Source organism: Candidatus Baltobacteraceae bacterium (assembly GCA_035502855.1).
Taxonomy (GTDB): domain Bacteria; phylum Vulcanimicrobiota; class Vulcanimicrobiia; order Vulcanimicrobiales; family Vulcanimicrobiaceae; genus Aquilonibacter.
In genome coordinates, this window is the sequence record DATJTX010000031.1 from 91877 (window position 1) to 117691 (window position 25815).

22 protein-coding genes are annotated in these 25815 nt (G+C 63.1%); 9 read left to right on the forward strand and 13 right to left on the reverse strand.

All coding sequences use genetic code 11. The annotated features are described in order from the left end of the window. Nucleotides 1-114: 114 nt before the first annotated feature. From VMF11_12965 to VMF11_12995, 7 genes are all read right to left on the reverse strand, one after another. Nucleotides 115-1365 carry a Dyp-type peroxidase gene (locus VMF11_12965; GenBank protein ID HTU71214.1) on the reverse strand — a complete coding sequence of 417 codons (1251 nt, stop codon included), beginning with the start codon at nt 1363-1365 and terminating at the stop codon, nt 115-117. Further along, a complete protein-coding gene (locus VMF11_12970) occupies nt 1362-2519 on the reverse strand; it encodes a hypothetical protein (protein HTU71215.1) in 1158 nt (385 codons plus the stop codon). Before VMF11_12970 ends, VMF11_12965 begins: the two co-directional genes overlap by 4 nt. Next, nucleotides 2500-3981, reverse strand: a complete 1482-nt coding sequence (locus tag VMF11_12975) for a carbohydrate porin (GenBank protein HTU71216.1) — start codon at nt 3979-3981, stop codon at nt 2500-2502. The genes VMF11_12970 and VMF11_12975 overlap by 20 nt, the downstream gene beginning before the upstream one ends. A gap of 141 nt (nt 3982-4122) precedes the next feature. Beyond that, entirely contained in the window at nt 4123-5331 is a 1209-nt protein-coding gene (locus tag VMF11_12980; GenBank protein ID HTU71217.1) for a Fic family protein, read from the reverse strand. A gap of 412 nt (nt 5332-5743) precedes the next feature. Continuing rightward, complete coding sequence (locus tag VMF11_12985) at nt 5744-6784, reverse strand: aminotransferase class I/II-fold pyridoxal phosphate-dependent enzyme (protein ID HTU71218.1); 1041 nt, start codon at nt 6782-6784, stop codon at nt 5744-5746. Continuing rightward, nucleotides 6781-8139 carry an MBL fold metallo-hydrolase gene (locus VMF11_12990; GenBank protein ID HTU71219.1) on the reverse strand — a complete coding sequence of 453 codons (1359 nt, stop codon included), beginning with the start codon at nt 8137-8139 and terminating at the stop codon, nt 6781-6783. The genes VMF11_12985 and VMF11_12990 overlap by 4 nt, the downstream gene beginning before the upstream one ends. Further along, entirely contained in the window at nt 8132-8701 is a 570-nt protein-coding gene (locus VMF11_12995) for a hypothetical protein (protein ID HTU71220.1), read from the reverse strand. Before VMF11_12995 ends, VMF11_12990 begins: the two co-directional genes overlap by 8 nt. A 15-nt stretch (nt 8702-8716) precedes the next feature. On the opposite strand from VMF11_12995, the gene VMF11_13000 reads away from it, so the two are divergent. The 6 genes from VMF11_13000 (at nt 8717) to VMF11_13025 (ending at nt 13792) form a co-directional block, all read left to right on the forward strand. Beyond that, nucleotides 8717-9436, forward strand: a complete 720-nt coding sequence (locus VMF11_13000; GenBank protein HTU71221.1) for a succinylglutamate desuccinylase/aspartoacylase family protein — start codon at nt 8717-8719, stop codon at nt 9434-9436. A 32-nt stretch (nt 9437-9468) separates the two neighbouring features. Further along, entirely contained in the window at nt 9469-11130 is a 1662-nt protein-coding gene (locus VMF11_13005) for an electron transfer flavoprotein-ubiquinone oxidoreductase (GenBank protein HTU71222.1), read from the forward strand. A gap of 72 nt (nt 11131-11202) precedes the next feature. Beyond that, nucleotides 11203-12354, forward strand: coding sequence for a glycine oxidase ThiO (thiO, locus tag VMF11_13010; GenBank protein ID HTU71223.1), 1152 nt, complete (start codon nt 11203-11205; stop codon nt 12352-12354). Continuing rightward, on the forward strand, nt 12351-12551 hold the full coding sequence (thiS, locus tag VMF11_13015) for a sulfur carrier protein ThiS (protein ID HTU71224.1): 201 nt from the start codon (nt 12351-12353) through the stop codon (nt 12549-12551). Before thiO ends, thiS begins: the two co-directional genes overlap by 4 nt. 135 nt (nt 12552-12686) lie before the next feature. Next, on the forward strand, nt 12687-13475 hold the full coding sequence (locus tag VMF11_13020) for a thiazole synthase (GenBank protein ID HTU71225.1): 789 nt from the start codon (nt 12687-12689) through the stop codon (nt 13473-13475). Beyond that, on the forward strand, nt 13472-13792 hold the full coding sequence (locus VMF11_13025; protein HTU71226.1) for a rhodanese-like domain-containing protein: 321 nt from the start codon (nt 13472-13474) through the stop codon (nt 13790-13792). Before VMF11_13020 ends, VMF11_13025 begins: the two co-directional genes overlap by 4 nt. On the opposite strand, the gene VMF11_13030 is transcribed toward VMF11_13025, so the two are convergent. After that, nucleotides 13789-14346 (reverse strand): hypothetical protein, encoded by a 558-nt coding sequence (locus VMF11_13030; protein ID HTU71227.1) that lies wholly within the window; start codon nt 14344-14346, stop codon nt 13789-13791. The two genes, VMF11_13025 and VMF11_13030, sit on opposite strands and share 4 nt — an antisense overlap. Before the next feature lie 2 nt (nt 14347-14348). Between VMF11_13030 and VMF11_13035 the strand changes: the two genes are divergently transcribed. The 3 genes from VMF11_13035 to VMF11_13045 are packed head-to-tail and all read left to right on the forward strand — an operon-like array spanning nt 14349 to nt 17509. Next, the gene (locus tag VMF11_13035; GenBank protein ID HTU71228.1) at nt 14349-16265 is read left to right on the forward strand and encodes an NAD-binding protein; all 1917 of its coding nucleotides are present in this window, start codon (nt 14349-14351) and stop codon (nt 16263-16265) included. 12 nt (nt 16266-16277) lie between these two features. Further along, the gene (locus tag VMF11_13040) at nt 16278-16733 is read left to right on the forward strand and encodes a peroxiredoxin (protein HTU71229.1); all 456 of its coding nucleotides are present in this window, start codon (nt 16278-16280) and stop codon (nt 16731-16733) included. Between the two features lie 11 nt (nt 16734-16744). Continuing rightward, on the forward strand, nt 16745-17509 hold the full coding sequence (locus VMF11_13045) for an MBL fold metallo-hydrolase (protein HTU71230.1): 765 nt from the start codon (nt 16745-16747) through the stop codon (nt 17507-17509). A 90-nt stretch (nt 17510-17599) separates the two neighbouring features. Here the strand turns inward: VMF11_13045 and VMF11_13050 are convergent, their stop codons facing one another. The 5 genes from VMF11_13050 to VMF11_13070 form a co-directional block, all read right to left on the reverse strand. Next, a complete protein-coding gene (locus tag VMF11_13050; protein HTU71231.1) occupies nt 17600-19444 on the reverse strand; it encodes a S53 family peptidase in 1845 nt (614 codons plus the stop codon). Between the two features lie 175 nt (nt 19445-19619). Then, a complete protein-coding gene (locus VMF11_13055; GenBank protein ID HTU71232.1) occupies nt 19620-20807 on the reverse strand; it encodes a hypothetical protein in 1188 nt (395 codons plus the stop codon). Between the two features lie 6 nt (nt 20808-20813). Continuing rightward, a complete protein-coding gene (locus tag VMF11_13060) occupies nt 20814-23387 on the reverse strand; it encodes a LuxR C-terminal-related transcriptional regulator (protein HTU71233.1) in 2574 nt (857 codons plus the stop codon). 138 nt (nt 23388-23525) lie between these two features. Further along, on the reverse strand, nt 23526-24080 hold the full coding sequence (locus VMF11_13065; GenBank protein HTU71234.1) for a phosphoribosyltransferase family protein: 555 nt from the start codon (nt 24078-24080) through the stop codon (nt 23526-23528). Next, nucleotides 24068-25693, reverse strand: coding sequence for a peptide ABC transporter substrate-binding protein (locus tag VMF11_13070; GenBank protein HTU71235.1), 1626 nt, complete (start codon nt 25691-25693; stop codon nt 24068-24070). The genes VMF11_13065 and VMF11_13070 overlap by 13 nt, the downstream gene beginning before the upstream one ends. Nucleotides 25694-25815 lie beyond the last annotated feature (122 nt).

Here is a 25815-nt window from a genome sequence, read left to right on the forward strand (position 1 = left end):
GGCCCTTCGACTCGCTGCGCTCGCTCAGGACAGGCTCCGCGAAGCGTAGTCGAGGGACCGCGGAAGCGTCCTCTGGCGGCGTGAACATTACGGCAGCGTTGCTGACTACCGGTTCTACGCGAAGAGATCTTGCCCGATGTATTCGCCCGGCTTCACTCCGCGAGGGCAGGCGAAGATCCCACCGCCCGTGTGCGTGGTGAACTGGTTGAGCATGTCGATCTTCGACATCTTGTCGAATATCGAAATGAACGCCGTTCGTGGATCGCGCTGATAGCACACGAACAATAGGCCGGCGTCATACTCCATGCCTTGGCGCCATGGCGGCCAGCGTTCCGTCGTGAAATCAATGCCGTCGTTGTAAGAGTAACCGCGGCGCAGGATTTCCGCCCCGTTATTCGTCGACGGATCCGCCAAGCGCACGTGCGCGTTCTCGGCGATGACGGGATTTCCGTCCTCATCGGTCGCATCGAGCGGCAACGCATCAAACTCGTTTTTCATGCCGATCGGGGCACCGGAGAGCTTCTGCCGTCCGATCGTCTGCTCTTGAAACGAGAGCTTCATCTTATCCCAATGCTCGAGAACGATGCGGATGCGCCGAGCGACGACGTAGCTGCCGCCCTGCATCCAACGCGGTGCTTCATTGCCCGCCCACACGTACCGATTCGGATCGGTTACGGTTTCCGTTCCGTCTTTGAAACCCATGAGGTTGCGCGGCGTGCCGTGCGCATCCGGCGGAGACAAAAATCCACTTTGCACCCAACGAAGCTGCGCGGCGCCCGAGCCAAGACGTGCGAGTTGCCGAACCGCGTGAAAAGCCACCTGCGGGTCGTCCGCACAGGCTTGTACGCTCAGCTCTCCGCCGGTTTTGCTCGGGATCATTTTATCGCCGACGAACGTCGGTAACGTTACAAGCGCTTCGGGACGGCGCGCAGACAAATTAAACCGATCCTGCCCACCCTTGATGAAAAGCTCGGGACCAAACCCGAACGTGAGCGTGAGCCGCGCCGGCCCGAGGCCGATCGTCTCGCCGCTGTCCGGGATCTGCGCGGAGGCATCGTATCCACCGCCGGACTCCGGTGAGACGAGCTGCCCCGACGTCAACCGCGCTGCGGCCGTCGTCCACGTCTGTAGCAGCGTGACGAGATCTGCGCGGTTCGTCGCAATCACATCGAATGCGGCGAAGTACGTATGACGCTGCTGCTCGGTGAGGATACCGGACTGATGCGGGCCATAGAACGGCTCAGTGTTTACCGTGTCGCTGCCACTCGTCGCCAGCGCCGTCGCCGGGCGACCCAGACCGATGACCGATCCGACTGCCGCCGCCGACGCCAGGAGCGACCGGCGGCTCAAATTGCCGTTGCTCATTTCGTTATCTCGACGAGCGCGTTGATGTCGTCCTCGACGTAATACAGAGCACGCCCATCAGGCGTAACGGCCAATCCAAAGAGATCGCCGTTGCCGGGTGGCGTCTGCGCTTGATCGACATCGAGCCATTGCGCGTAGATCTGCTTTCCCGTAGCGGGATCGATCTCGACGATCTGGCCGTTGAGTCCATTGCACGTGAGCAGATGACCGTTCGGCGCCATGATGAGAGAGAGTGGATTCTTCAGCAGACCATTGATCGTGAGGGTCTCTCCGGTTCCGGCGCTCGTAGTGCGCGTGGGTGCGTCATCGATCTTGATGATCCGATTACCGACGCCGTCGGAGACGTAGAGCGTACCATCCGGCCCGAGCGCGACGCCGGTTGGCCCGAACAAAAAATTGTCGAGATCGGCTCGTTCCGGCAGACCGTTCGCGATGACGGTTTGGCTCTGAATGACCGGTACCTTGCCGTCGGTAATCGCAAGGTCGAGACGAAGCACCTTGGCCTTTCGTACGATCACCGCAGCGCCTGTCGCCGGGTCCTTCACCCGGGGACTCGGAAGATCGAAGCCCGCCATGCTGATGAACAATGACGCCGTCGTGCCGTTGTCGAGCGTCGCCATATTGCCCCACGGATCGTCGATGTTGGGGCCGCTCCACACCGCGGCGACATCGCCGCTGGGATTGAGGACGAAGAGACAGCCGTTACCCTTCGTGGCCGTCGTCCCATCGGTGCTCGGCGTGCTGCCGACGATAATCCACCCGGACTTGAGCATCGTCATCGCCGTTGAAAGACCGACACCGCCCGGGCAGCGCGGGTCCTGCTGCGAGAGCTTTGCGAAGAGCGTCATCTTCTTGGTCGCGGGGTTGTAGTCGACGATCGTCGTGCCGGTGCCTTGCAGGTTCGACACGTTATTGAAGTTGTCGACCAGCACGTCGCCTGCGCTGATGCGGCCGGCCGAAACGGGCGCAATGATGACCGCATAGGGATTCAGATCACCGTTGTTGGCGACGGTCGACGTGAGGATCGCATGCTTGTGCAGCTGCTCGAGAAGGCCTTGCGGTGCCGCAGCGACGCTACCCGCGCCGAAAACGCAGATCGCGAGCACTGCGATGATGGCGCTATAGATGATGGCGCTATAGCTGAATGATCGCACGGATACCGACAACGGCTTCATCTTGCACCTTCTTGAACGGCGGATCGACATTGAGGATCCCCGCCCCGGGATTGAACGTGTACTGGAAGTCGGGTTGCAATTGGATCCACGGATAGAGCTGATATTGATACGTGGATTCGACGTAGGCTTCGCCCGATTGCAACGGTATCGCCGGATTGACGTACTGCTGAGCGTACTCATCCGCCATCAACGCACCGCTGCTGACGTGCGTATAGCCAAAACCGATACCGAGCGTGTCATCGCGCCGGTGTCGAATCGGTTCGTGCAGCGTCAGCCCGGCGTTTGCGCTGAACTCGATCAGGTTGGATGCGCCGAGCGGGTCGCCCATCACACGTGCGAATGCGCTGACCGTGCGGTATGGGTCGTCGGCTTGTTGATAGAGCAATTGATCGATGGTCACATAGGCCGAATAATTGCCTTGATGCAGGCGCGGCACGCCGCTACTCGCCGGGCTCACGAGCGGAATACCGTTCCGATCGATTGCGAGATCGGGAAAATTTTCCGAATCGTACCAGAAGCCCAATTTGATCGTGCGCGCCAGCGGTTCGGGCTTGTCGCTATAAACGATCTGGCCGAGGGCTGGATACGTGTATTGGAGTTCACCGATCGCGAGGACCCCGCCGTTTAGCGGAAAGATCAACCCGTTTGGATTCTCACGTTGCGGATCGCCGACGTTGACGGTGTCGGGACTACCGTTGAACACGCCCGTCAGAACGGTCAGCGAGTTCGTCGGCTCGGCACGCAGGCGGACGCCCAACGCAGAAAGCGGATACGCCGGGCCGCCGCCGGGCAGATTCGCTGACGGGAGCATCGGCCAACCGAACATCGTGTTGACGAACAGCGACGCGTTCTGATTGACGATGAACTCCTGATCGAGGCTCTGTTGCCCTACCTTCACGTCCATGCGTCCGTCGCGCCGTAGCTCCTGTTGATACCACAGCTCCCATAACCGCGACGCGTCGTCGGCTTCGATTCCGCTCGCCGTCTGAAGAGAACCGAGGTTCGACTCACTGAGGTCGCGGCCGTGAATCGACAGAGCGCTGGCGTTAAACGTTCCACCGAACCAACCGAACCCACGTTGCGTATCGAGTTGAAGGTCCATCTGCGTCAGACCATCGTAGTCAAAGCCCTGCTTGTACCCGCCGGTAACATTGCCGAGTTCCTCGCTCGTCTCCGAGGCGGACAAGGTCATCCCGTAACGGCTGAGCCAGGTTCGGGCACCAAACGGGTCGCCTAGCAATTGGGTGCGGCGGCGGAGCCCGGTAAAAAAGCCGGCAGGCTGTGCCGAGGCGCCCGGCGAGGCGCTCGCTACCGGAGCGGGCACGAGTGGCGGCGGAGTAGCCGCGGCGGGACCGCTTGCCAGGACGAGCGCAACCGCCGGCAGGAACAGCATGGCCGCCGCCATCTTCCAGCGATGGCGGTTCCCAATCTGAAGACGCACGCTGAGCTAGTTAGAGGCGAGCCTATGATTTTCATTTTGCTCGCCTAATTTATTACTACGGAATGTCTAACTTCACAAGAGGCTTACCCTCCCTAGGCCGTGGTTCGAACGACTCGATCGCTGTAAACCACTCCTCCACGGTCATGTTGCTTGCGTTACTTCCTCCGCATCAGATACTTCGGGCGGAGCCTCTGCCGGAATCGCCTCCGCCCGGTCCAAAATCTCGACAATCTCAGTCGCGAGAAAATACTGCACGCGGCCGGGAACATCGACACGCTGAACGATCTGGGCATCGACGAGTTTCTGGATATTCTCGCTCGCCGCTTGCCACGAAAAGCCCAAGATCGACTGTGCTCGGCGATTCGTAAGAACGGGAAGCTCGAAAAGGGCATCGACGAGCGTAAGGACGGATGCTGCCGTTCTAGCTGTGCGAAAGCGGTCGCGATATTGCTGCCGTAGTGCCTGCAATTGCCGCGTACGTTGAATCGCGTCCCGCGCTTGTAACGCTACGCCCCGTAGAAAAAATATGATCCAGTCGGTCCAAGCACCACTGCGACTAACCTCTAACATCAGATCGTTGTACTGCTGTCGGCGTCGCTCGAAGTACGCACTGAGATAGAGCATTGGTGCGTTCAGTCGACGTTCTTTGCAAAGCATCAACACAATGAGTAACCGACCAAGACGGCCGTTACCATCAATGAATGGGTGAATTGCCTCGAACTGATAGTGGGTGATTGCGAGCCGTATAAGCAGCGGAAGTTGATTTGGCGCTTGCAAATACGCAGCGAGGTTGTCAAAAAGTGGTTCCACTTCCAGTGCCGGCGGTGGAACGTAGCGTGCGTCGCGAATCGTCAAGCCTTTTTGGGCAATGAACACCTGACGGTCGCGAAATTGACCGCGCCGAACCTTCGCTTCGGCGCTCGCCATGAGCGTGTCATGGATTTCTAGGATCAGTTGCCGACCAAACGGGATTTCCTCGGCGCGGCGGACGCCATATTTGAGCGCAGAAATATAGTTGCGCACCTCGCTTGTATCGCCGGTGTTCGCCGCGATCTCGGCCGCTTCGAAGAGGACGAGATCCGAATAGGTCGTTTGCGTTCCTTCAATGCGGCTGGAAAGCACCGCCTCGCGCCGGAGAAAGGGACCGATCAGTAGCTCGGGGTCGGGAAGGTTCGCCGCCAAACCGTCCAAGCGACCGAGTTCGGCGGTAGCTTCGTCGAGAGCAAGAATGAGGTCGGCGGTGTAGAGGTCGGCGCCGATCGGGAGCGGCGCCGGGATAAAGGCATGGCCGCCTTCGCTGATCTTGACCAGGCGTCCGGGCGCTTGCGGCTGGAATTGGCGGATATCCATCGGTTAGGGGAGATACTTCCCTTCTTATCCACCCTTACCCCCTTATTCGGTGGATAGATGGCGAGGTATCCAACTAGATAGCATCTGTCAATGGGATGGCGTGTCAGGCCCTGGCATTACTCCCGATGTCCAACGCTGAGGGCCGCCACCCCGGGCCCATCGGAAACCAAAGCAACCGTTCGCGCGTCATGCACCTCCTGTAAGGACACCAGAGGAGACAATCCAGGATGGACTTCGCACAGCTATTTGAAGACCCGCGCGCTCGCCGCCAGTTTCTCCAAAGCCCCGAACAGCGAAATACGACGTTGTGGCTCGAGGGCGACGCGCCCCACGCGATCGACTTCGGTAATCTCGGGGCACGTTTCCGGGTCCCCCGAAACAATGATGTCGCCGATCCCTTGACTACGCTTCGCTATGCTCGGGATGACAGAGCAGACTTGACCGCCGCCACGAAGGCGTCGACGTCGGATTCGGTCGTGGCCCAGTGGGTCATCCAGCGCACCTCGGGGAGCGCTTCGTCGAAGCAGTAGAAGAAGAACTGCTCCTGTACGCGCGCGATTGCTTCGCGTGAGAGCGTAGCGAAGATCGCGTTGGCGCGGACCGGCCGCGTGATGCGCACGCCGGGAATATCGCGCACACTTGCGAGCAGACGCCGTGCCATCGCGTTGGCATGCGTCGCATAGCGCAGCCAGCGATCGTTGGTCAGCAGCGCCTCGAATTGCGCCGAGATAAAGCGCATCTTCGAAGCGAGCTGCATCGCCTGTTTGCGCACGTACGGCGCGACCTGCGAACTCAGCTGTGGATCGAAGAAACAAATCGCTTCGCCACCCATGAGCCCGTTTTTCGTGCCGCCGTAGCTAAGGATGTCGACGCCCAGCTCTTTGGTGAGCGATCGCGGGGTCGTGCCGAGCGCGGCCGCGGCGTTCGCGATGCGAGCCCCGTCGACGTGAACGATCAATCCGCGATCGTGCGCGAAGGCGCATAGCTCGCGCACTTCGTCCGGCTCGTACACGTCGCCGTACTCGGTCGTGTTCGAGATCGAGATGGCGCGGGGTTGTGGATGATGTTCGGCATGGCCGACGCGCAGATGCGGCTCGAGGTCGGCGATTCGCACCTTGCCGTCCTCGGTCACGATCGGAATGACTTTCGCGCCGGCAAAGCGCTCGAATGCGCTGCACTCGTCGACCTGCAGATGCGCGCTTGCCGGCGTGAGCACGGCTTCCCATGGCCGCACCACGCAGCTGAGGGCGACGACGTTGGCGCCCGTGCCGTTGAACGCAAAATACACATCGGTATCCTCGCCGAAGTGCGCGCGAAAGCGCGCGATCGCGCGCGCCGTCCAGGGATCGTCACCGTATCCAACCGCGTCGCCCTCGTTCGCATCGAGAATCGCCTGAAGAATCTCGGGTGCGACCGGCGCGTTGTTGTCGCTGGCGAAGCTGCGTTGCCTCATAGCGTCACCGTGGTTCCTCGATGGGCGACGTCGGCCTGCCAGCCGAATGCAGCGCGGCCCATCGCCGCGAGTGCGGCCGCCGATGGCGCTTCGCCGTGCACGGCGTACAGATGCGGCGTCGCCGTGCAGGTTTGCAGCCAGCGATGGAGTTCGTTGCGATCGGCGTGGGCACTGAAGCCCGAAAGGTGTACGAGCCTCGCGTGAATCGGAATCACGTCGTTGAAAAGCGTCACGTGCTTCGCGCCGTGGGTCAAAATGTAGCCGAGCGTTCCGAGCGATTGGTATCCGGGGAAGATGATCGTGGCCTTGGGGTCGCCGATGTGGTTGTGCAAGTGGTGCAACACGCGGCCGCCCGAAGCCATGCCGCTGGCCGAGAGAATCAAATGCGGGCCCTGCACGTCGTTGAGCTCCTTCGAGCTTTGTGTGGTTACGTGCTCGGTGAAGTTTCGCACGCCGAACGGTGTCGAGAGCGAGTCGTTGGCGATCGGTCTGTGCGCGTCGGGGAAGTGTTCGAAGACCGCGTCGACTTTCTCGGCCATCGGGCTATCGAGGTGGACCGGCAACGTTGCTATGTGCGGATCGTTCGTTTGCAGGGTCGCGACCGCGAGGAGGATGTCTTGCGAGCGTTCGACCGCGAACGCCGGAATCACGATCGCGCCGCCGCGCGCGATGCCGGCAAGTATCGCTCGGCGCAAGTCTTCAAGCGGCTGCGGCGGATGGACCTGGTTGGCATAGGTCGATTCGCAGATGAGATCGGTCGCCGCGCCCATCGGCTCGGGCCCGAAGAGCAATGGCCGGTCGTAGCGCCCGATGTCGCCGGAGAATACGACGCGCTTGCCATCGAATTCGAGCGCAACGAAAGCCGAACCGATGATGTGGCCGGCGTCGTAATACGTCGCCTGCATGACGCCCGCGACGGTGAAGGCCTGATGTAGCGGAATCGGCTGCACGTGTTTCATCGTGCGCTCGACGTCCTGCGGATCGTAGTACATCGGCGGTGAGTACGGGCGCTGATGCTGATACCCGCGTTCCTGCAGCTCCTGCTGCAGATTGGCCGAGTCGTCGAGCACGATCTGCATGACCGCTCGCGTAGGGGGCGTGCAATAGATCGGCCCCGAGAAGCCGTCGTGGACCAGTTTGGGCAGATACCCGACGTGATCGAGATGACCGTGCGTGACGATTACCGCGTCGATATCGCCGGCGGCGATCGGCAGCGGGATACCGTTGAGCGCAACGACGTCTTTCGTGCCTTGAAACATGCCGCAATCGACGAGCACGTGCTTCGTTCCGACCGTCAAAAGATGCTTGCTTCCGGTGACGATGCCGGCCGCGCCGATAAACGTGAGCTCAGCCACGATCGAAGACCACCGATGAGGGGAGATCCAAGCGCAAGTACTCCTCCAAGCAGCGATCGACGAGCTTCTCCGGATCGTCATCGGTCAGGATGATCGAGCCGGTCTCTTTTTTCACGAGCCCGGCGATGTTGGTAAATTCGTTCGAGATGCCGCCGGAGTTGGTCAGGATGCCGATCAGTTTGCCTTCGTCGTAGGCAATCGCGAACTCGCCGAGCGTGCCGCTGCGGCCGCCGACGAAGAGAACGAAGTCCGAGCTATGAATGTTGTGTGTCTCGCGGCCCATCAGCCCGGATCCGGTGAAGACCATCGTGGTATAGGGTTGCAGCGGTGAGTCGTAAACCTTGACGTGCTCCTCGCGCGAGAGCGCCGGTGAGACGCCGAGGCTGACGCCGCCCCCTGCGTGCGCTCCGAGCACGGCGGCGTGCGGCAGACCAGGGCACGCCCCGGTAACGATCGTCGCGTCGCGCTGCGCGATCCGCCGGCCCATACGGCGCGCAAGCTCAAGCTGCGGCTTGGTGATGATGCCTCCAGCGGAGCCCATCACGCCGATTTGGATTTTCATGAGAGACTAGAGTTTATGACGAAGCAAGAAGCCACCTACCAGGCGATCGCGGCGCGGTGGAAGGCGCTGCGCGCTGCGCACGACGTGCGCGTGCGCGAGGTTGCATGTGTCGGTGCGGCGCGTACGCTGCTCTGCGTCGAGTACGGCGATCAGTCCCTTCCGGCCGTTCATATCGCTGCCGGAGTTCACGGCGATGAGCCCGCCGGGCCGCACGCCCTGCTCGTGCTGGTCGAGAGCAACGGACTCGATTCGCGTTTTTCGTATCGCATCTGGCCCTGTACGAATCCAAGCGGCTACGACGCGCGCACGCGCGAGAGCATCGACGGGCTCGACGTCAATCGCACGTTCGGTCGCGGCGGCTCGTCGCCCGAAGCTCGCGCGATCATCACCGCCAATCGCGACCGAAAGTTCGAACTCGCGATCGATTTGCATGAAGACGACGAGGCGAGCGGGTTCTATTGTTACGAGTACGGTGGTGCCGGCATCGGGCGGCCGCTCGTCGAGCGTCTTGCCAGCGAAGGCACGCCGCTCGATCCGCGCGAGGTGCTCACGCCCGATCCCGATGCGGAAGCCGAAAAGATCGGCGGCCGCACCCTCACGCAGCTGTTGATGCGTAACGCGGCGCGGCTCGGGCTCACGCTCGAAACGCCGTCGGCTATCCTTCCGTTCGCCGCGCGCGTTGCGATCCACGTCGCTGCGGTAAAATTCGCACTTTCTCAGATTGCCGTGAAATGATCATTTCTTCAAAAGATCGAAGTGCTCGCCTCATGGCGCAGCGCGATCAATTGGAAGTCGACGTCCTCTTCGTCGGGGCAGGGCCTGCCTCGTTGGCCGGTGCGATTCGTTTGGGTCAACTCGCGAAGGAGGCGGGAGTCCAGCTCGAGATCCTCGTCATCGAGAAAGCCGCGGAGATCGGCAATCACGGTCTTTCGGGGCTCGTGCTCGATCCGCGCGCGATTAGCGAGTTGCTTCCCAATTGGCTCGAACTCGGCGCACCGGTCGAAGCGCCGGTCGGCCGCGACGAACTGTGGTTCCTGACCAAGAACGGAAAGATCAAAGCGCCGTTCACGCCGCCCTCGTTGAACAATCACGGCAAGTTCGTTTCGTCACTGCAGCGCCTCACCAAATGGATGGCGACGCAGGCGGAAGAGTTTGGCGTGCAAGTCTTTGGCGAGTTTCCGGGCCAGGAACTCCTGTGGGACGGGGACCGCGTCGTCGGCGTGCGCACCGGCGACAAAGGGGTCGATCACGACGGCAAGCCCAAAGCCAATTACGAACCGGGCGCGGATCTGCTCGCGAAGATCGTCATTCTGGGTGAAGGCCCGCGCGGCACGCTCGCCAAGCAGGCGATCCCGCGGCTCGGTCTGGACGACGGCAAAGAGCCGCAAGTCTACGCCGCCGGCGTCAAGGAACTTTGGCAGCTTCCCGACGACCGATTTCCCGCGGGCACCGTGATTCACACACTGGGTTATCCGCTTCCGCCCGAGACGTTCGGCGGCGGATTCATCTACGGCATGAAAGACCGCGTGCTCGACATCGGTCACGTCACCGGGCTCGATTACAAAAATCCGACGACCGATCCGCACAACGAACTGCAGCGCATGAAAGAGCATCCCGAGATTCGCAAGATGCTCGAAGGGGCGAAGCTGATTCGCTACGGCGCGAAAGCGATTCCGGAGGGTGGACTCTTTGCCATGATCCGCCCCTACGGCGACGGACTGATGATTACCGGCGATTCGGCCGGATTCCTCAACGGCATGCGCCTCAAGGGCGTGCATCTCGCGATGAAGTCGGGCATGATGGCCGCCGATACGGCGTGGGACGCGCTGCAAGCGAAGAGCTACGACGCTAAGCAACTTTCGGTCTACGAAGAACGCTTCCGCAATTCGTGGGCCTACCAAGAAATGCGCAGCGCGCGCAACTTCCACCAAGGCTTCGAGCACGGCATGTGGGCCGGCATGTTCAACGCGGGTCTCGCGCCGCTCGCCGGCGGGCGCGGCTTCGGCATCATCGAGAAGCTCCCGGGCAAGCCGGGATACGAGAACATGGTGAAGGCGGGTTACCGTCCCAAGGAAACGCCGCGCGCCAAGATCGACAACGTGCTCACGTTCGATAAGCTCACCGACGTGTATAATTCAGGGACGGTTCACGAAGAGAATCAGCCAAGCCATCTGAAGGTCGCCGACACCAACATCTGCCGCGATCGCTGTACTGTGGAATACGGCAACCCGTGCGCATATTTTTGTCCGGCGGCGGTCTACGAGCCGATGTTCGAACGCGACGGCGACGAAGGCGCGGTGCACGGCCGGCTGCAGATCAACTTCACGAATTGCGTGCATTGCAAGACGTGCGACATCGCCGATCCGTATCAGATCATCACCTGGGTGCCGCCGCAGGGCGGCGAGGGCCCCGTGTACACCGGGATGTAGACGGTTCGGCCGGCCCGATACGCGGTTGAGAGGAAATGAGAGGGATTTCCCCGTCATCTCTTCTTCATCGAGATGAAGTCTGAGGATACGCTTTCCGGAACCGACATCACGGTCGTCGGCGCCGGACTCATCGGGTTGGCCGTTGCGTTCGAACTTGCCGAGCGCGGCGCGAACGTGCGCGTGTACGATCGCGGCGAGCCGGGCCGCGGCGCATCCTGGGCCGGTGCCGGCATGCTCGCTCCGTACAGCGAGCACATCGCGGATCTGCCGCTGCTCGAGTTATGCGCGCGTTCCCTCGACCGCTACCCGCGCTTCGTCCAGCGCGTCGCTGCAGCCGGTGGTGTGGCCGTCGATCTTGCGCTCGACGGCATCGTCGAAGCTGCTTTCGATTCCATTCGTCTGGAGCAGCTCGCCTCGTTCGGACGCGATCTGCAGGCACGCGGTATCCGCGCCGAGTTGCTCGACCGGCGCGAAGCGCTCTTGGCCGAGCCGGCGCTCGGCAAACACGTGGCTGGCGCCCTGTTGATTCGCGGCCAGGGCTATGTCGACAACCGGCGACTCGGGCGCGCGCTGCTCGCTGCGATACGCGCTCGCGGCGTCACGGTCCAAGCACCGGTCGAGGGCCTCGTTATCGAATGCGATGCGCGCCGGGTTCTCGGCATCCGCACGGAGCTTGGGTTTACGCCGGCCGACTGGGTGGTCAACGCGGCCGGAGCCTGGGCGGCCGGCGTCGCCGGCCTGCCGGCCGAGGCACGTCCCGCCGTCCGGCCGGTCAAGGGGCAGATGCTGGCGCTCGCCGCGCCGGCCGGCCTCCTGCGCCGTCCGGTCTGGGTGCCGGGCGCCTACCTCGTGCCGCGGACCGACGGACGGCTGCTTGTCGGCGCGACCAGCGAAGAAGCCGGTTTCGATCAGCGCGTCACCGCCGAAGCGATCTCCTCGCTGCTGCAGGCCGCGTTAGCGGCTGCCCCGGCGCTCGGATCGTTCACGATGACGGAATCGTGGGCGGGCCTTCGCCCGGCCACGCCGGACGGTCGCCCGTTCATCGGCCCAACCGCGATCGACGGGTTGATCGTTGCGGCCGGGCACTATCGCAACGGCATCTTGCTTTCGCCCGAAACCGCCGAACTCGTTGCGAGTTTTGTCGAAAGCGGTGACGACGCGCCGCTGCAGCCGTGGCTTCCGGTCAGGATGAGCGCGAACGCAAGCCGAATCATGCACGCGTGAAGGCGACGATCAACGGCGAACTGCGCGAGCTTCCCGACGGAACGACCATCGCAAACCTGCTGGAATCGCTGGGGATTGCACGCAGCGGCATCGCGATTGCAAAAAACGACAAAGTCATCCGCCGCTCTCACTACGAGGACATCCCGATCGCAGACGGAGACAATGTCGAAATAATCAAAGCGGTTGCCGGCGGATGACGTCTGGACGACGTTCGCCCGAACGGGTTAGCCGAAGCGGCGAGGACCCTGACATTCATTGTCCGAGACGCGAGGCGTTAAGAGAGGGCGAATGTCGTCCAGATTTCATCCGCCCGCGACAACAGGTATGAATATATGAGCAGTGACACACTCAAGATCGGGAAGTACGAGTTCACTTCGCGGTTGATCGTCGGAACGGGAAAGTATCCTTCGATGGAGGTGATGCAGCAAGCGCACGCGGCAAGCGGGGCGCAGATGGTGACGGTTGCGATCCGGCGCATCAACATCGACGATCCCAGCGGCAGAACGCTGCTCGACTACATCGACCGGTCCGCGCTGCGCATTCTCCCCAACACGGCGGGATGCTACAACGCCAAGGACGCCGTTCTGACCGCGCAACTCGCGCGCGAGCTGCTCGAGACGGATTTGATCAAACTCGAAGTGATCGGGGATTCGCAGACGCTGCATCCGGACGCGCGCGGAACGCTCGAAGCCGCCGAGCAGTTGGTGAACGATGGTTTCACGGTGCTGCCCTATGTCGGCGACGATCCGGTCGTGTGCAAGCAACTCGAAGAGCTGGGCTGCGCCGCGGTCATGCCGCTGGCCGCGCCGATCGGAAGCGGTTTGGGCGTCTGCAATCCGTACACGATCGCGATCATCAAGGAGCGAGCCAACGTGCCGGTGATCGTCGATGCGGGCGTGGGCACTGCGAGCGACGCGGCAATCGCGATGGAGCTCGGCGTCGACGCGCTACTGATGAATACCGGCATCGCCGCGGCGCGCGAACCCGTGCTCATGGCGGATGCGATGAGACACGCGGTCATTGCCGGACGCGAAGCGTTTCTCGCCGGCCGGATGGAGAAGCGACTCTATGCGAACGCCTCGAGCCCGATGCGCGATTTGATCGCCACGAAGAACACGTGATCGGCGAAATCAGCGTCGACGAGTTGGCGCGCTGGCGGCGCGAGGGCAAAGCGTTCGTGCTGCTCGACGTGCGCGAACCGGACGAAATCGCGATTGCGCGCATCGCAGATTCGGTCTGGATCCCGATGCGCGAAATTCCGGCGCGGATCCGTGAACTCGACCCGGCCGTTCCGGTGGCGGTGTACTGTCACCACGGCGGCCGCAGCGAGCGGGTAGCTGCGTTTCTGGCAGCGCAAGGATTTTCCGACGTGGTCAACGTCGACGGCGGCATCGACGCCTACGCGGAGCGGATCGAACCGGCGCTCGCCCGATACTAACCGGTGCGCCGTGCGGTCACGAACCAATGCACGGCGCCGCGCAGCGGCGCGGTCGGGTGCGCCCAGCGTCCCGCGATATCGTCGACCCCCACTTCGCGCATCGACTCGATCGTAAAGCGCGGCGCAAGCAGCCGCCGCAGCCGCGCCTCGTCGAAATAGACGTGCGCGACGCCGGCCTCGTCGCCGTCCGCAGGCGCATAGACGTGAGGCTCTTGAGCTGCGCCGGTGCCGTACCGCGCATCACGGATTGATCCGAAGGTCCCAAAGAGTGGCGCTCCCGGCTCGAGTCCGTCTGCAATCTCTCCGAGCACAAAGGCGAGGACCGACGGTGTTCCGTGCAGGAGCGCGTGGGTCGAAAGCGCAGCCGCGCACGGGCGCTCGACCGGCAGGGAGCAGACGCGAAACCCTGCGCCTTCCAAGGCGCGCGTATTGCGGCCGGCGCCCGATCCGATTTCGAGCACGCATGCGCCGGAGCGGCCCTCGAGCCGCCCGATCAGGGCGAGTGCCAGCGGATGCGGCGGACGGTGCGGGCCTTGCGGCGAATCGGGAGACATCTATGGCAACCGAGACGCTGATTATCGTCGTCGGCGGTGACTACCTGGCATACGAGATCTGCCGCGAGATTTTGAAGACGGCCGGGCAGCGCGTTGCCTTGGTATGGAAGCACGAGGAAGAGCGTGCCGCGAACCTGCTCGCGCAAACCGTCGCGCGGTTCCGCGCGGAATTTCCGGCCACGTTCGCGCACTTCGCGCTCGATCCGGCCGAAAGCGCGAGCCTCCGCGAGGCCGGATTGGAGCCGCCCGGCGCACATCCGGATCAGCCCAATTATTGCATCGTCGCCGTCTCTCAGGACGATCGTCTGAACCTGCGCGTGGCGCTAATCGCTCGCGACATCAACGAACGCACGCGCGTGACGATCCGTCAGTTCAATCCGGTGCTCGGCCACAAGATCCAAGAAGGTCTCAAGTACAATTGCACCGCGATCTCGCCCGCAGCGCACGCCGCGGCGACGTACGCCGCTTCTGCCGTCGATCGCTCTTGTTACTACGCGCTTCCCTTTCCAACGCTGGAGACGCTCGTCGCCAAAGCCGTTCGCCGCCACGATCAGCACGATGACGACGAGGGCGACGGGGTGGGAAGTCTCTTCGGGTTTTGCGAACGCGATGCGCGAGAATTCGGGATCGCCGGACTCGACGTCGTCGCAGCGGAAGCGCATCTGAACGCCCGCATCGTCGCGATCGACGGCCGCGCACCGTACATCCTCCACGGCAATGAGGATCATGCGGACGAGGGCGCGCTCGGGACTCCCATCGCCGAGGATGCGCGGGTGTGCGTGTTCGGACCGATACGGCACATCAAGCGAACCTGGCCGCAGGGAGAGGCCCGGCGCGAAACGTCTTGGCGCAGCCGCGCGAGGGCCACGCTGCGCGACCTGCGCGTTGCGGTGCGCCGCACCGAGCCGATTTTGCGGATGGTCTTCAGCGTCGCGGTCGTACTGTATCTCGTCTTCGCGTTCTACTTCGCGGTGATGCTCCACCTCAATCCCATCGCGGCCCTGTATTTCGTGATGGCGACGATGACGACCGTCGGATACGGCGATATAACGCCTTGTACGAATTGCACGACCCATGCAATCGGGCTCGCCGAAGGCGCCTCGATGCTGGTCGATATGCTCACGATGCTCGTGGGCGTCACGATTTTCGCGGTGTTCACCGCAACCGTGACCTCCGCGCTCAACGCGGCGACGACGCGGCGCACGCGCGGCTTGCGGCGCATCCATCGGGCAGGACACGTGATCGTGTGCGGTGCGGGAAACGTCGGATCGCTGGTCATCGACTATCTGCGCGAACAGGGCGAAGATCTCGTCGTCGTCGAGCGCGATCCGGACGCGCTCTTGATCGAGCTCGCGCGCGACCGCAAGATCGATTTGCTGACCGGAGATGCGACGAACGACGAGACGATTGCGTACTGCTCGCCCGAGCGGGCGAAGGCGCTCGTCGGCGTTACCAACAGCGATACCGCAAATCTCGAGGTCGCGCTCGGAGCGCGAACGCGCACGCGCGAACACGCCCGGTCCGAAATGCACGTCGTCTTACGAATCGACGACCTGGCTTTTGGTGCGTCGATCAAGCGCCACTTCGGCATCACCTCCTTTTCGACCACCGAATTGACGGCGCCGACGATCGCCGGTCTCGCGCGCTTTGAAAGCACTCGCGGACGGTTTGCAATCTTCGGCGATCGGCCCTATGCGCGCGTCTTTCAGCTCGCCGAACGTTTTCAAGGCGTCGAAAACGCTCCACCCCCGGCGCCGCCGGAACGGCCCGGCTACAAGGTGCGTTGGGTCCCGCTCTACGCGTGGCGCGAGACCGGGGCCGGCAAAGGGGTTGCCGTGCCGGTACACAAGTTTGACGAGGACGTGCGATCGGGCGATCGCCTGTTGTTCATGGTGCCTCTGGATCAGTTCAGCGAATGAGAAAGGACGGCGATGCTGGCGGAAGGCGATAAACTTCCGAAGATCACGGTCGAAGACGACGCGGGGAAGCCGATCAAGACGGCCGATTTGCTCGGCGGTCCGCTGATCATCTATTTCTATCCGAAGGACGACACGCCGGGCTGCACCAGCGAGGCCTCGCAATTTCGCGATCTATACGCGAAGTTCCAAAAGAAGGGCGCACGAATCGTCGGAGTGAGCCGCGACACGCCCGAGTCACATCGGAAATTCAAAGCCAAATTCGCGATTCCATTCACGTTGCTCGCGGATACGAAATCCGAGCTGTGCGACGCGTTCGGCGTTATCGTCGAGAAGAATATGTACGGAAAAAAATCGCTGGGCGTACAGCGCGCGACGTTTCTGATCGACGGAAACGGTGTGATCGTCAAAGCATGGCCAAAAGTCAAAGTCGACGATCACGCCGATGAGGTGCTCGCATCGCTACCGTAATGGCCGCGGCGATGCGGGTGCGCGTCGTCGGCTCGAGTGCGTCGGTCCCGCGTCCCGGTCGCGCGTGCAGCTGCCACCTCGTCCGCGCGCGCGGTACGAACCTTTTGCTCGACATCGGTACGGGCGCGCTCGCGAACCTGCGCATCGTGATGGACTATCCCGACCTCGACGCGATCGTCATCACGCACATGCACGCCGATCACTTCCTCGACCTGATCCCGCTGCGCTACGGGCTGAAGTACGGCCCACTGCTTCGCGACGATCGAATGCCGGTCTGGTTGCCGCCCGGCGGCGAGGCACAGTTGCGCGCCTTAGCCGAAACCTTTGCGAGCGAAGGTCCGAGCAATTTTCTCGATGAGGTCTTCGAAATTTCCGAATACGACCCGGGCGCGCCGCTGACGATTGGACGGCTCGAGGTGACGTTCGCCAAAACGATCCACTATATCGACGCGTACGCGGTTCGGGTGGAACGCGACGGTGCGAGCGTGTGCTACTCGAGCGATACCGCGCCGTGCGAGCGGGTGGAAGAGCTGGCGCGCGGCTGCAGCATTTTTTTGTGCGAAGCCGCGCTCGGGCTGGCGGCGGAAAGCGGTCCGGTGCGTGGACATCTTTCGGCGGTGGAAGCCGGCGAGATGGCGCAGCGCGCGGGCGCGCGGCGGCTCGTGCTGACGCATTACGGCACCGAGTTTGCGCCCGGCGAGTTGGAAGACGCCGCCCGCAGCGTCTATCACGGACCGTGCGCTATTGCCGACGACGGTACCGAGCTGACCATCTAGGGAAGCTCTTCATAGCTTCCCTAGATGGCGGTGGAGGTGCGCCGTGCTGCGTACCTCCACCTAGCGTTGATCGGACACGTCGGAGGATGCCTATTGTCCGATCAGCGCGTTCGTAACGGCGACGTCGAAGCTGCCCAAGCCGGTCGTATAGTCGTAGCCCGGAAGCGCGCTGTAGGCGCCGTTCGCGCCGACGAGGATGTCGTGGAACCCGCCGTACGGACGCGTCACCGGCTCGTTGCTCGAATCCGAGCCGGCAGTGTTGTTCGCATACTCCGCGTAGAGCAGCGGCGCGGCGAAGCCGAGCTTGGAATGCGATTCCAGCATGCGCGCCCAGACGCCGGCCGAGAGCGGTGACGACAGGCTCGTGCCGCCGATCGTCGTCCAGCCGCCGGCGTCGGTGAGATAGAGGGTCATACCGGTCGTGAGGTCACCGTCCATCGCCACGTCGGGAACGCCGCGATCGCCAGCCTCGGACCCGACGGATTGCGCGGAGTCCTCCCACGCCGGCATGTACTCGAACTGGCTCACGCCGCCGCCGCCGGAGAACCACGACGCTTCGCCCTGATACGAGCCGTCGCTCATCGTCGCCAGCGTCGTGCCGCCGACCGCGACCACGTACGGTGACGACGCGGGGTAGTTGACGAACGGAGCGCCGGCGGGAATGCCGTTGGGTGCGCCGACGGAGCAGAACGATCCCGAATCCCCCGCCGAGGCGAACATCGTTTGACCTTGGGCCGCACCCTCGAGCAGGATCTCGTCGTCGACGACCATCGAGCCGTCGAGATACGGGCCGTACTCGCACCCGCCGAACGACGAGTTTCCAACCCGGGCCAGATCGTCGGTCACCCACTGATTGTATTCGAGCGCGATGTCGCTGTCGGTGAGCGCGGTGGTGACGTAGAGGTAGATCGTCTTGACGTCGCGCGCCATTCCGCTCGAAGCGGTCATGTCGAGCGTCCACTCGTCGTCGCCCGACGTATCGGTGCTGGCGACGCCGACGGTTTTTTGCACGACCGGAACTTGGATCAATCCGAATCCGGATTCGTTGGTGCGGAAGTCGCTGATCGATTGGGTGACGCTGCCTTCAGCCATGATCGCGATGTTCACGTTGGTCGCGGCCGGAACGTTCATCGCGTCGTACGCGCGCCAGTAGTCCGACGGCGTGTAGTTGCGCAGACAGCCGACTTCGCTTGCGGCGGCCGAAGGTTCCGGTTCGGGCGAGGGCAGGCCGACGATGTCGAGGTTGGAGACGTCGCACGGCGTTTCCGGCTGCGCGGTCGGCGTCGGTTCGGGAGTCGGCGCGGGAACGGGGCCGCCGCGGTGCGGATTGGTCTTGAAGGTTTGTGCGTCGTTGAGTCCGAGCACCGCGACGACGATTCCGCCGAGCGCGCTCGGCACGAATGCCGGGTTCGTATTGGCATAGACGGTCGTGCCGCCTTGCGAGAACGAATGCAGCGTCGTGTGAAACGCGGTTTGGACGTTGGAGGCGGGAGCGGTTGCGCTTACCAAGAGATCATTCGGCGTCACGGTGATGCCGGTGAAGCCTTCGGACTGGAGATACGAGGTCACGCTCTTTACGCTCGCCGCACTCGGTGCATACGTCGAATCGAACGAGCTTTGCGAAATCGTTTGGCCGGATGCGACCAAACTCTGCAGTTGCGCTGCATTCTGCAATTGCAGTCCCAGGACCACGGTCACCGATTGCGTCGCCGGGACCGCACCGAGATCGGTCGCGTTCACGAGCGACATGACTCCGGTCGCGGTGGCGGCCCATCCGGCCGGTGCGGTAATCGCCTGCGCTCGTGCGGACTTTGTTCCCATCGAACTGGATTGTGCGGCCGCGCCGCCTTGGGGTACGACCGATGCGCCATGTTGCCCCGAGCAAGCAACCGTAGCGACGCTGATCGCGAGTGCGAGGGCCGCGAACTTCTTCATTATGTGCATCCTCCTGCACACTGAAGATAGGGCCGGCGTGTAGCACCGGCCCATACCCAAAACTTGGTAGAGAGGTCCCGATTTAGCTCAGGTCTTCGTCAGCTCAGCCCTCATTTGCCATAGCAAACTTCGGACTTCGCTTCCTCAACCCGAGCTAAATCTGAACCTCTCTAGTCTAGAAGGCTGCGAGGCCGTCAGGCGAGCCCAAGCCGGTGTACGTTCCGTACGCGGCGCCGTCGATGCGATGCAGACTGGCTGCGTGCGCGTACGTGTAGGGTGCCTGCTTGCCGTTGTCCGCGAGCGCGTACGCAGCGGCCACGATCGGTGCGCCGACACTGGTGCCGCCCGCAACGAGCCATCCGCCCGCAAGCGAGTCGTAGATCGAAACCCCGGTTTGCGGATCCGCGACCGCGGCAACGTCGACTGCGCTGCGGGTGGTGCATCCGGTAAGACCATCCTGCCAGCGTACGCGCGGCTCGTAGGCGCTGCAGCCGTGACCGCTATAGGTCCAGGGCACTTCGACCCCGTTCTGCAGCGACGTTCCACCGACGGCAATGACGTCGGGTGAAGCGGCCGGATACGACGGGTAATTCTGATCGCCCGAACTCGCGGTCATGAGCACGCCCGCATGATCGTAGTGCGCATCCTCGCTCGTCTCACCATTCCATTCGGCGCTGTAGTAGCTGTTGCTGACGACGCGCGCACCGCTTGCGGCCGCGGTGTCGGCCGCAGCACCTAGATCTTCGATCGAGGGTGAATTGGCTTCTACCAAGAGAATCGGGCAGTTCGGGCAGATTGCCGAAACCATGTCGAGATCGAGTGAAATTTCTTCCGACCAGGCGGAATTCGCGCTCGGATAGGCGCCCTGCGTTCCGCTCTGGTTGACGCGCGTGAAGCATCCGCTTGCGCTCGTGCATGCCGGCAGCCCGTATGCGGCACGATAGACGCTCATGTCGGCCTCGGCGCTCGGATCGTCGTAGGCATCGACGAGCGCGATTCGCTCGCCCGCTGCCTGAACGGGTAGGGCATAAAGGCTTTCCAGGTCCGAAGGATGCAAGCCGGGGATCATCGAGGCCGGTGTGTTCGGCGATTCGATCGGTGCGATGTTGATGTTGATCGCGACGCCGCAGCTCGCCGTTCCCGCCGCGATGTCGGGTGCGCACGCCATCTGCGCTCCGGGTAATGCGGTTCCCGAGTCCCCCGGTAACGCCGTTCCCGAATCGCCAGGCAACTCGGTGCCGCCGTCCAGCGGGCGAGCACTCGATTGCGAGGCTCGGTAGAGCGGCGGTTGCGTACCCTGCATCTGAGCACCGCACGCGGTGATCAGGCTGCTGCAAACCAGGATGGCAAGCGTTCGTCGCATCGGTGGCTAGCTCTTTACCCACCCCGACCGGAGCGCTAACGTCACCGCTTCGCGCCGGCCGCGGCAATTCAATTTGCGGCAGATCGAGCGAATATGCGTGTCGATCGTTTGCGCGCTGCGCCCGCTTTCGGCGGCAATTTCCTTTGAGCTGGCACCGCGCGCGAGTTCCACCAAGATCGTGCGTTCGGCGAAGGTGAGCATGGTGTAGTTGCATGCTTCGGGTGCGGCGAACGGCAACGCGGAGAGAAGCCGGGCGATGCCGCCGAAATGATGTGCGCGCAAACGTTCGAGGCCGGCTTCGAATGCGGCCGGCTCGTTCTCACCCAGCGTACGGCGGTAAAGAACGCCCAACACTTGCGCGAGTGCGCGCAGATGGCGCGAACGAGGAGGCAAGATGCGTTCTGCTTCGGCGATCGTGCGGTACGCCGCCGCGCCGCGTCCGCGTAAGAGATCGCATAAGGCAAGCATCAGCTTGGTCCGAGCCACCCGCCGCGCCGTGCCGGTGTCGGTCTCGAGAAGCTGCTGCGCTTCGCGCATCCGCGCCTCGCCCTCCCCCGCGCGGCCGGAGGCGAGCGCATAGAGCGCGATCTCCGCGGCGCGCAGGGCTTTCCGATCGCTTCCGGTTTGATGTTCCACGGTACCGGCGAGCGTCCGGTACGCAGCGTCGAACTCGCCCTCCCAGGCCTTGCGCAGCGCGAGGGCCGGCAAGAGCGCTTCCTCGCGCGTCTGGGGCAGCGGCACCATCATTTGGGCGATCTCGGTCTCGAGTTGTTCGATGCCGGCGTCGTTGCCGCGATCGACCTCGATATCGTATGACACAAAAAGGCCATAGAGGCGCGTTTGCTGACTTGCGCTCTTGCGCGCGGATTCGATCAAGCGATCCAAAATGGCGAGGCTTTCGATCGGGTCGTCTTCGTCGTCATAGACGATCACGTAGAGCACGCTATAGGCACGGGCGGCAACATCGTAGAGTCCACGCGCTTGGGCGAGATCGATCGCAATTTTCGCAAATTTCCACGCGTCGCCGCGCGCCGGCAAGAGGTGATGAACGAAGGCCGCCTGCTGATAGAAGCGCGCGCGAGCTTCGTCGCTCACGCTGGCGTCGATGATACTGCTTGCCGCGGCAATCGTCTTCAAGGCGTCCTCGAGGTGTCCACCACGAGCGAGGGCGGTCGCGTAGGTCCCGAGGATCGGCACGCGCAGCGCGGGCGCGAGCGCCGCGTCGTCGGCATACGGGGAGAGCAGGTCGCCGGCATCGCGGCCGTGGCGGATCAACTCGATTGCGTAGCGATGCACGAGCATCGCGCGGACGCCCGCTTCTCGAGCGCCGTCGATCGCGTCGACGAAGTCGCGCTCGGCCAGTTCAAAGGCGCCTCGCCCCGCTTCGAGCATTGCCTTGAGGCCAACGATCCGTGCGTCGCTGCGCTGGTCGCTCGCGGTCAGCGTGTCCAGCGCAGCTTGGAGTGTTTCGTTTTCGCCGTGCTCGAAAAGCGGAATTCCTTCGCGGACGAGCAGGTCGACGATCTGTTCCCGCGCCTGCGCGCGGGTAAAGAGCGCAAGCGCGCGTGCGTGGTTCCGGTTCAGCTCGAGCAGCGAGCCCGCCCGGATCAGGATTTCGCGGCGATGCCGCGGGTCTTCGCGCGCCAGTTCGTTTTCGAGAAAATCGCGAAAGAGGTCGTGGTAGCGATAGACGCCGGCCGGCTCCTCGCTCAAGAAGCCGGCGCCGCGCTTGAGCTGTGCGAGCAGTTCCGAATCCGCGCCGAGCTTGCTTGCCATCTCGAGATCGAAACTGGGAAGCGCGCTGGTGTTCAGAAGAAACCGCCGCTGTTGCGGATCGAGGCTTGCGTAGATCTGCTCGGTCAGATAGCGGTAGAGCATTTCGCGCGCGCCCGCCGTTGCCGCGCGCAGATCGACCGCGTGACTGCGCGTCCGCAGCGCGATGTTCAGCGCGACGGGCCAACCGGCTACGAGCTCTCGCAGCGCTTCGATCTCGCTTGGAGCGATTTCGTCGGGCGCCTCGGTAGCCGCGGCCAGCGCCTCTTGCGGCGTAAAGCGCAGGTCGTCCTCGCCGATCGGGACGTCGATGCGTCCGTAGCCGACCCAGCTGGCGACCGGCAGCCCGACGTCGCTGCGCGAGGCGACGATCCACTTGACCCGTCCCGTCGTGCGCTCGATGAGGTCGACGATCAGCGGGACGCAGTTCCGGTCTACCGCGGCGTGATGAAGATCGTCGATCACGACGGTCGCAACGACGCGGCGCAGGTGCTCTGCGAACCAGTCACCGACTTCGGTGAGGGGAGCGCGAGCGTGCGCGAAGCGCTGCTGCATCGCGGGCCAGGTCGCGGCGATGTCGGGCACGAGCGGCTCGAACGCGCCGGCGAGGCCGCGTGCGAAAGCCACCAGCGAGTCGTCCTCGCGTGGAACGTCGTACCGGACGGCATCGAGGCGCGCAGTCGTGAGGTAGTCGCGCAAGGCGACGCTCTTGCCGAAACCCGCCGGGGCAACGATCAACGTCACCGGGAATCGCGCGGCCCGCGCGATGCGTTCGTTGATGCGCGTGCGCATAAGCCCGGCAACCATGCGCTGGTAGTCTTACCCAAAATCCAGCGCAGGACTCCACCGCCCCAGCGTGAGCGAGCGCAGCGAGAGTAGCCGCACGAGGCGGCTGAAGGTTCGGAGCACAGGAAGTGCGACCGGCCGCAGGCCGGCCGAACCGTCCTAGTTATCCGTTTTGGCTTCGCCGCGCGGCAACGAGAACTGGATCAGGGCACGGACGGGCGCGAGACCCCGGCTGACGACCGCGCAGGGCGTGACGCGCAAGCCCAATTCCTCGAGCCGGGCTTTGGCCGCGAGCAGTTCGCGTCCCGAGGTCACCACGTCCTCGAGTAAGAGCACATGCTGACCGGTGACGTAGGGACCCTCGACGTACTCGTCGGCGAAAGCACCGTAGCCCTTGGGCGATTTGCGCACCGCGATGAGCGGGAGGCCGGACATCTGGGAGACCGCGGTCGCGATGACGACGCCGCCGAGTTCGGTACCGGCCACGAGGTCGGGGTTGATCTCGGTGAGCAGCGGCACGAAAAGCCGTGCGATTCGGCGCAGCACGTGGGGATCCGAGAAGAGACGGAATTTATCGATGTAGTAGTCGCTGCGCACGCCGCCGGAAAGAACGTAATCGCCGCGGGTCAACGCGCGTTCCACGATGATTTTGCGCAGCCACACGAGTTCGGGCAACGGACCGACGGGCTGATTGGGAAAGCCTAGATGCTCCATTGCCACGCGTTCCAGCTCTCGACCACCGGATTCGGATCGAAGCCTTTGAAGTCGACGCTGATGGGTTCCATTTGCCGCAACCAATTGATGAAGATTTCGGGCACGTCACGCGCGAGCAGCGCCTGCGTCTTCGCGTAGGCGGCTTTGCGCGTTGCTTGGTCGTAGTGGGTCAGCGCCATGGTTTCCGCGGCGTCCATCTCCGGGTTGCAGTACCGGGCGTAGTTGTACCCGCCGGGCGGTACATTCTCGCACATGAATTGCGCGCTGTCGTCGGGATCGATGCCCGCGTACCACCCGTCGACGATAAAGTCGAATTTACCGTTTTGGAGGATGCCTCCCTCTCCGGCGGGTGCATAGATTTGCGCGCCGGGGAAAAGCTTGATCTGCGCCTGGATCCCGATGCGCCGCAGCTGCGCCTGGATCAGGACCGCGAGCTGCTTGTAGGTCGTGTTCGAATTTTCCGTGATCAGGAGCGGCGCGAGGGGCACGCCGTCCTTCTCCATGACGCCGCCGCGACCGGGCGAATAGCCGGCCTGAGCCAGTAGTGCCCGCGCCTTTGCCAAATCGTACGGCACCGACCGCACCTTGGGATCGAACGCCCACATCCAATTCGGGATGTCTTCGGTCGCGAGGGTCTCCTGGCCGTACATCGTCGTATCGACCAAGCCCCGCTTGTCGATGGCGTATGCGATCGCTCGCCGCACGCGCACATCCTTCATGAGCGCGCTCGCGGTGTTGATTTGAACGTCGTAATAGCCGTTCACGCGCATCCAGGCCAGCGCGATATCTTGGGCGCCGTGCAGCTGCGGATAGAGGTGGATCGATCCCTGATAGATCCAATCGATCGCGTGCGACTTGAGCAGTTCGACGGACGTATTCTCGTCCGGCACGATCTTGAGTTCGATGCGCCGCAGGCCCGGCTTGCCCAGGAAGAAGTTGTCGTTGGCGATGAGCGTGATGTGATCGTTGCGCACCCATTCACCGAACCGGAAGGCTCCGTCCGACACCGTCGGCTCGCTATTGAACGGAATTTGGTTGACGTTGGGGTACTTCGAGAGCACGTGTGCGGGCGCGACGCCGTACGGTTGATCGCTATCGGTGAAGAAGGTGTTGACGAACGGCGAGAATTTTTCTTTGAGGTGAACGATCACCGTCCAATCGTCGGGCGTATCGATCGTCTTGATGTCGTCGTAGCCGTGGCGCGAGACGATATCGTTGTTCGGGTTCATCAACGCTTGCCACGTCCACTTGACGTCCTTCGAAGTGAACGGCACGCCGTCACTCCACTTCACGTCCTTGCGTAGGTGGTAGGCGATCGTCAATCCGTCGCGGCTGATGCCGCCGTTTCGCATGGTCGGGACTGCCGTCGCGAGGAGCGGCTGCTGCACGCCTTGTGCGTTCGGTTGAATGAGCGGGAGAAACATGAACCGCGCGATGAAGACGTCGACCGTATTCGAGGTCAGCAGCGGGTTCAAGTTCTTCGGTTCAGCCTGGATGGCGATGCGCAAGACGCCGGGCTGCGTCCACGAATGCTCGCCGGCAGTTTGGGTCGAGACTTTCGAACAGCCGGAAAGAAGACCGGCGAGGGCGATAAGGGCGCCCAGACGTTTCACCAAGCGGAAAGCCTCCAAGGCAAAGATGGCCGGTTGAAAGATGGCTGGCTAAAGGTAAGCAAACCCGCCTATGTTTTGTGCTCCCCCGCTTGCCACCCGCTTTCCAGGTCATCCATCACGGT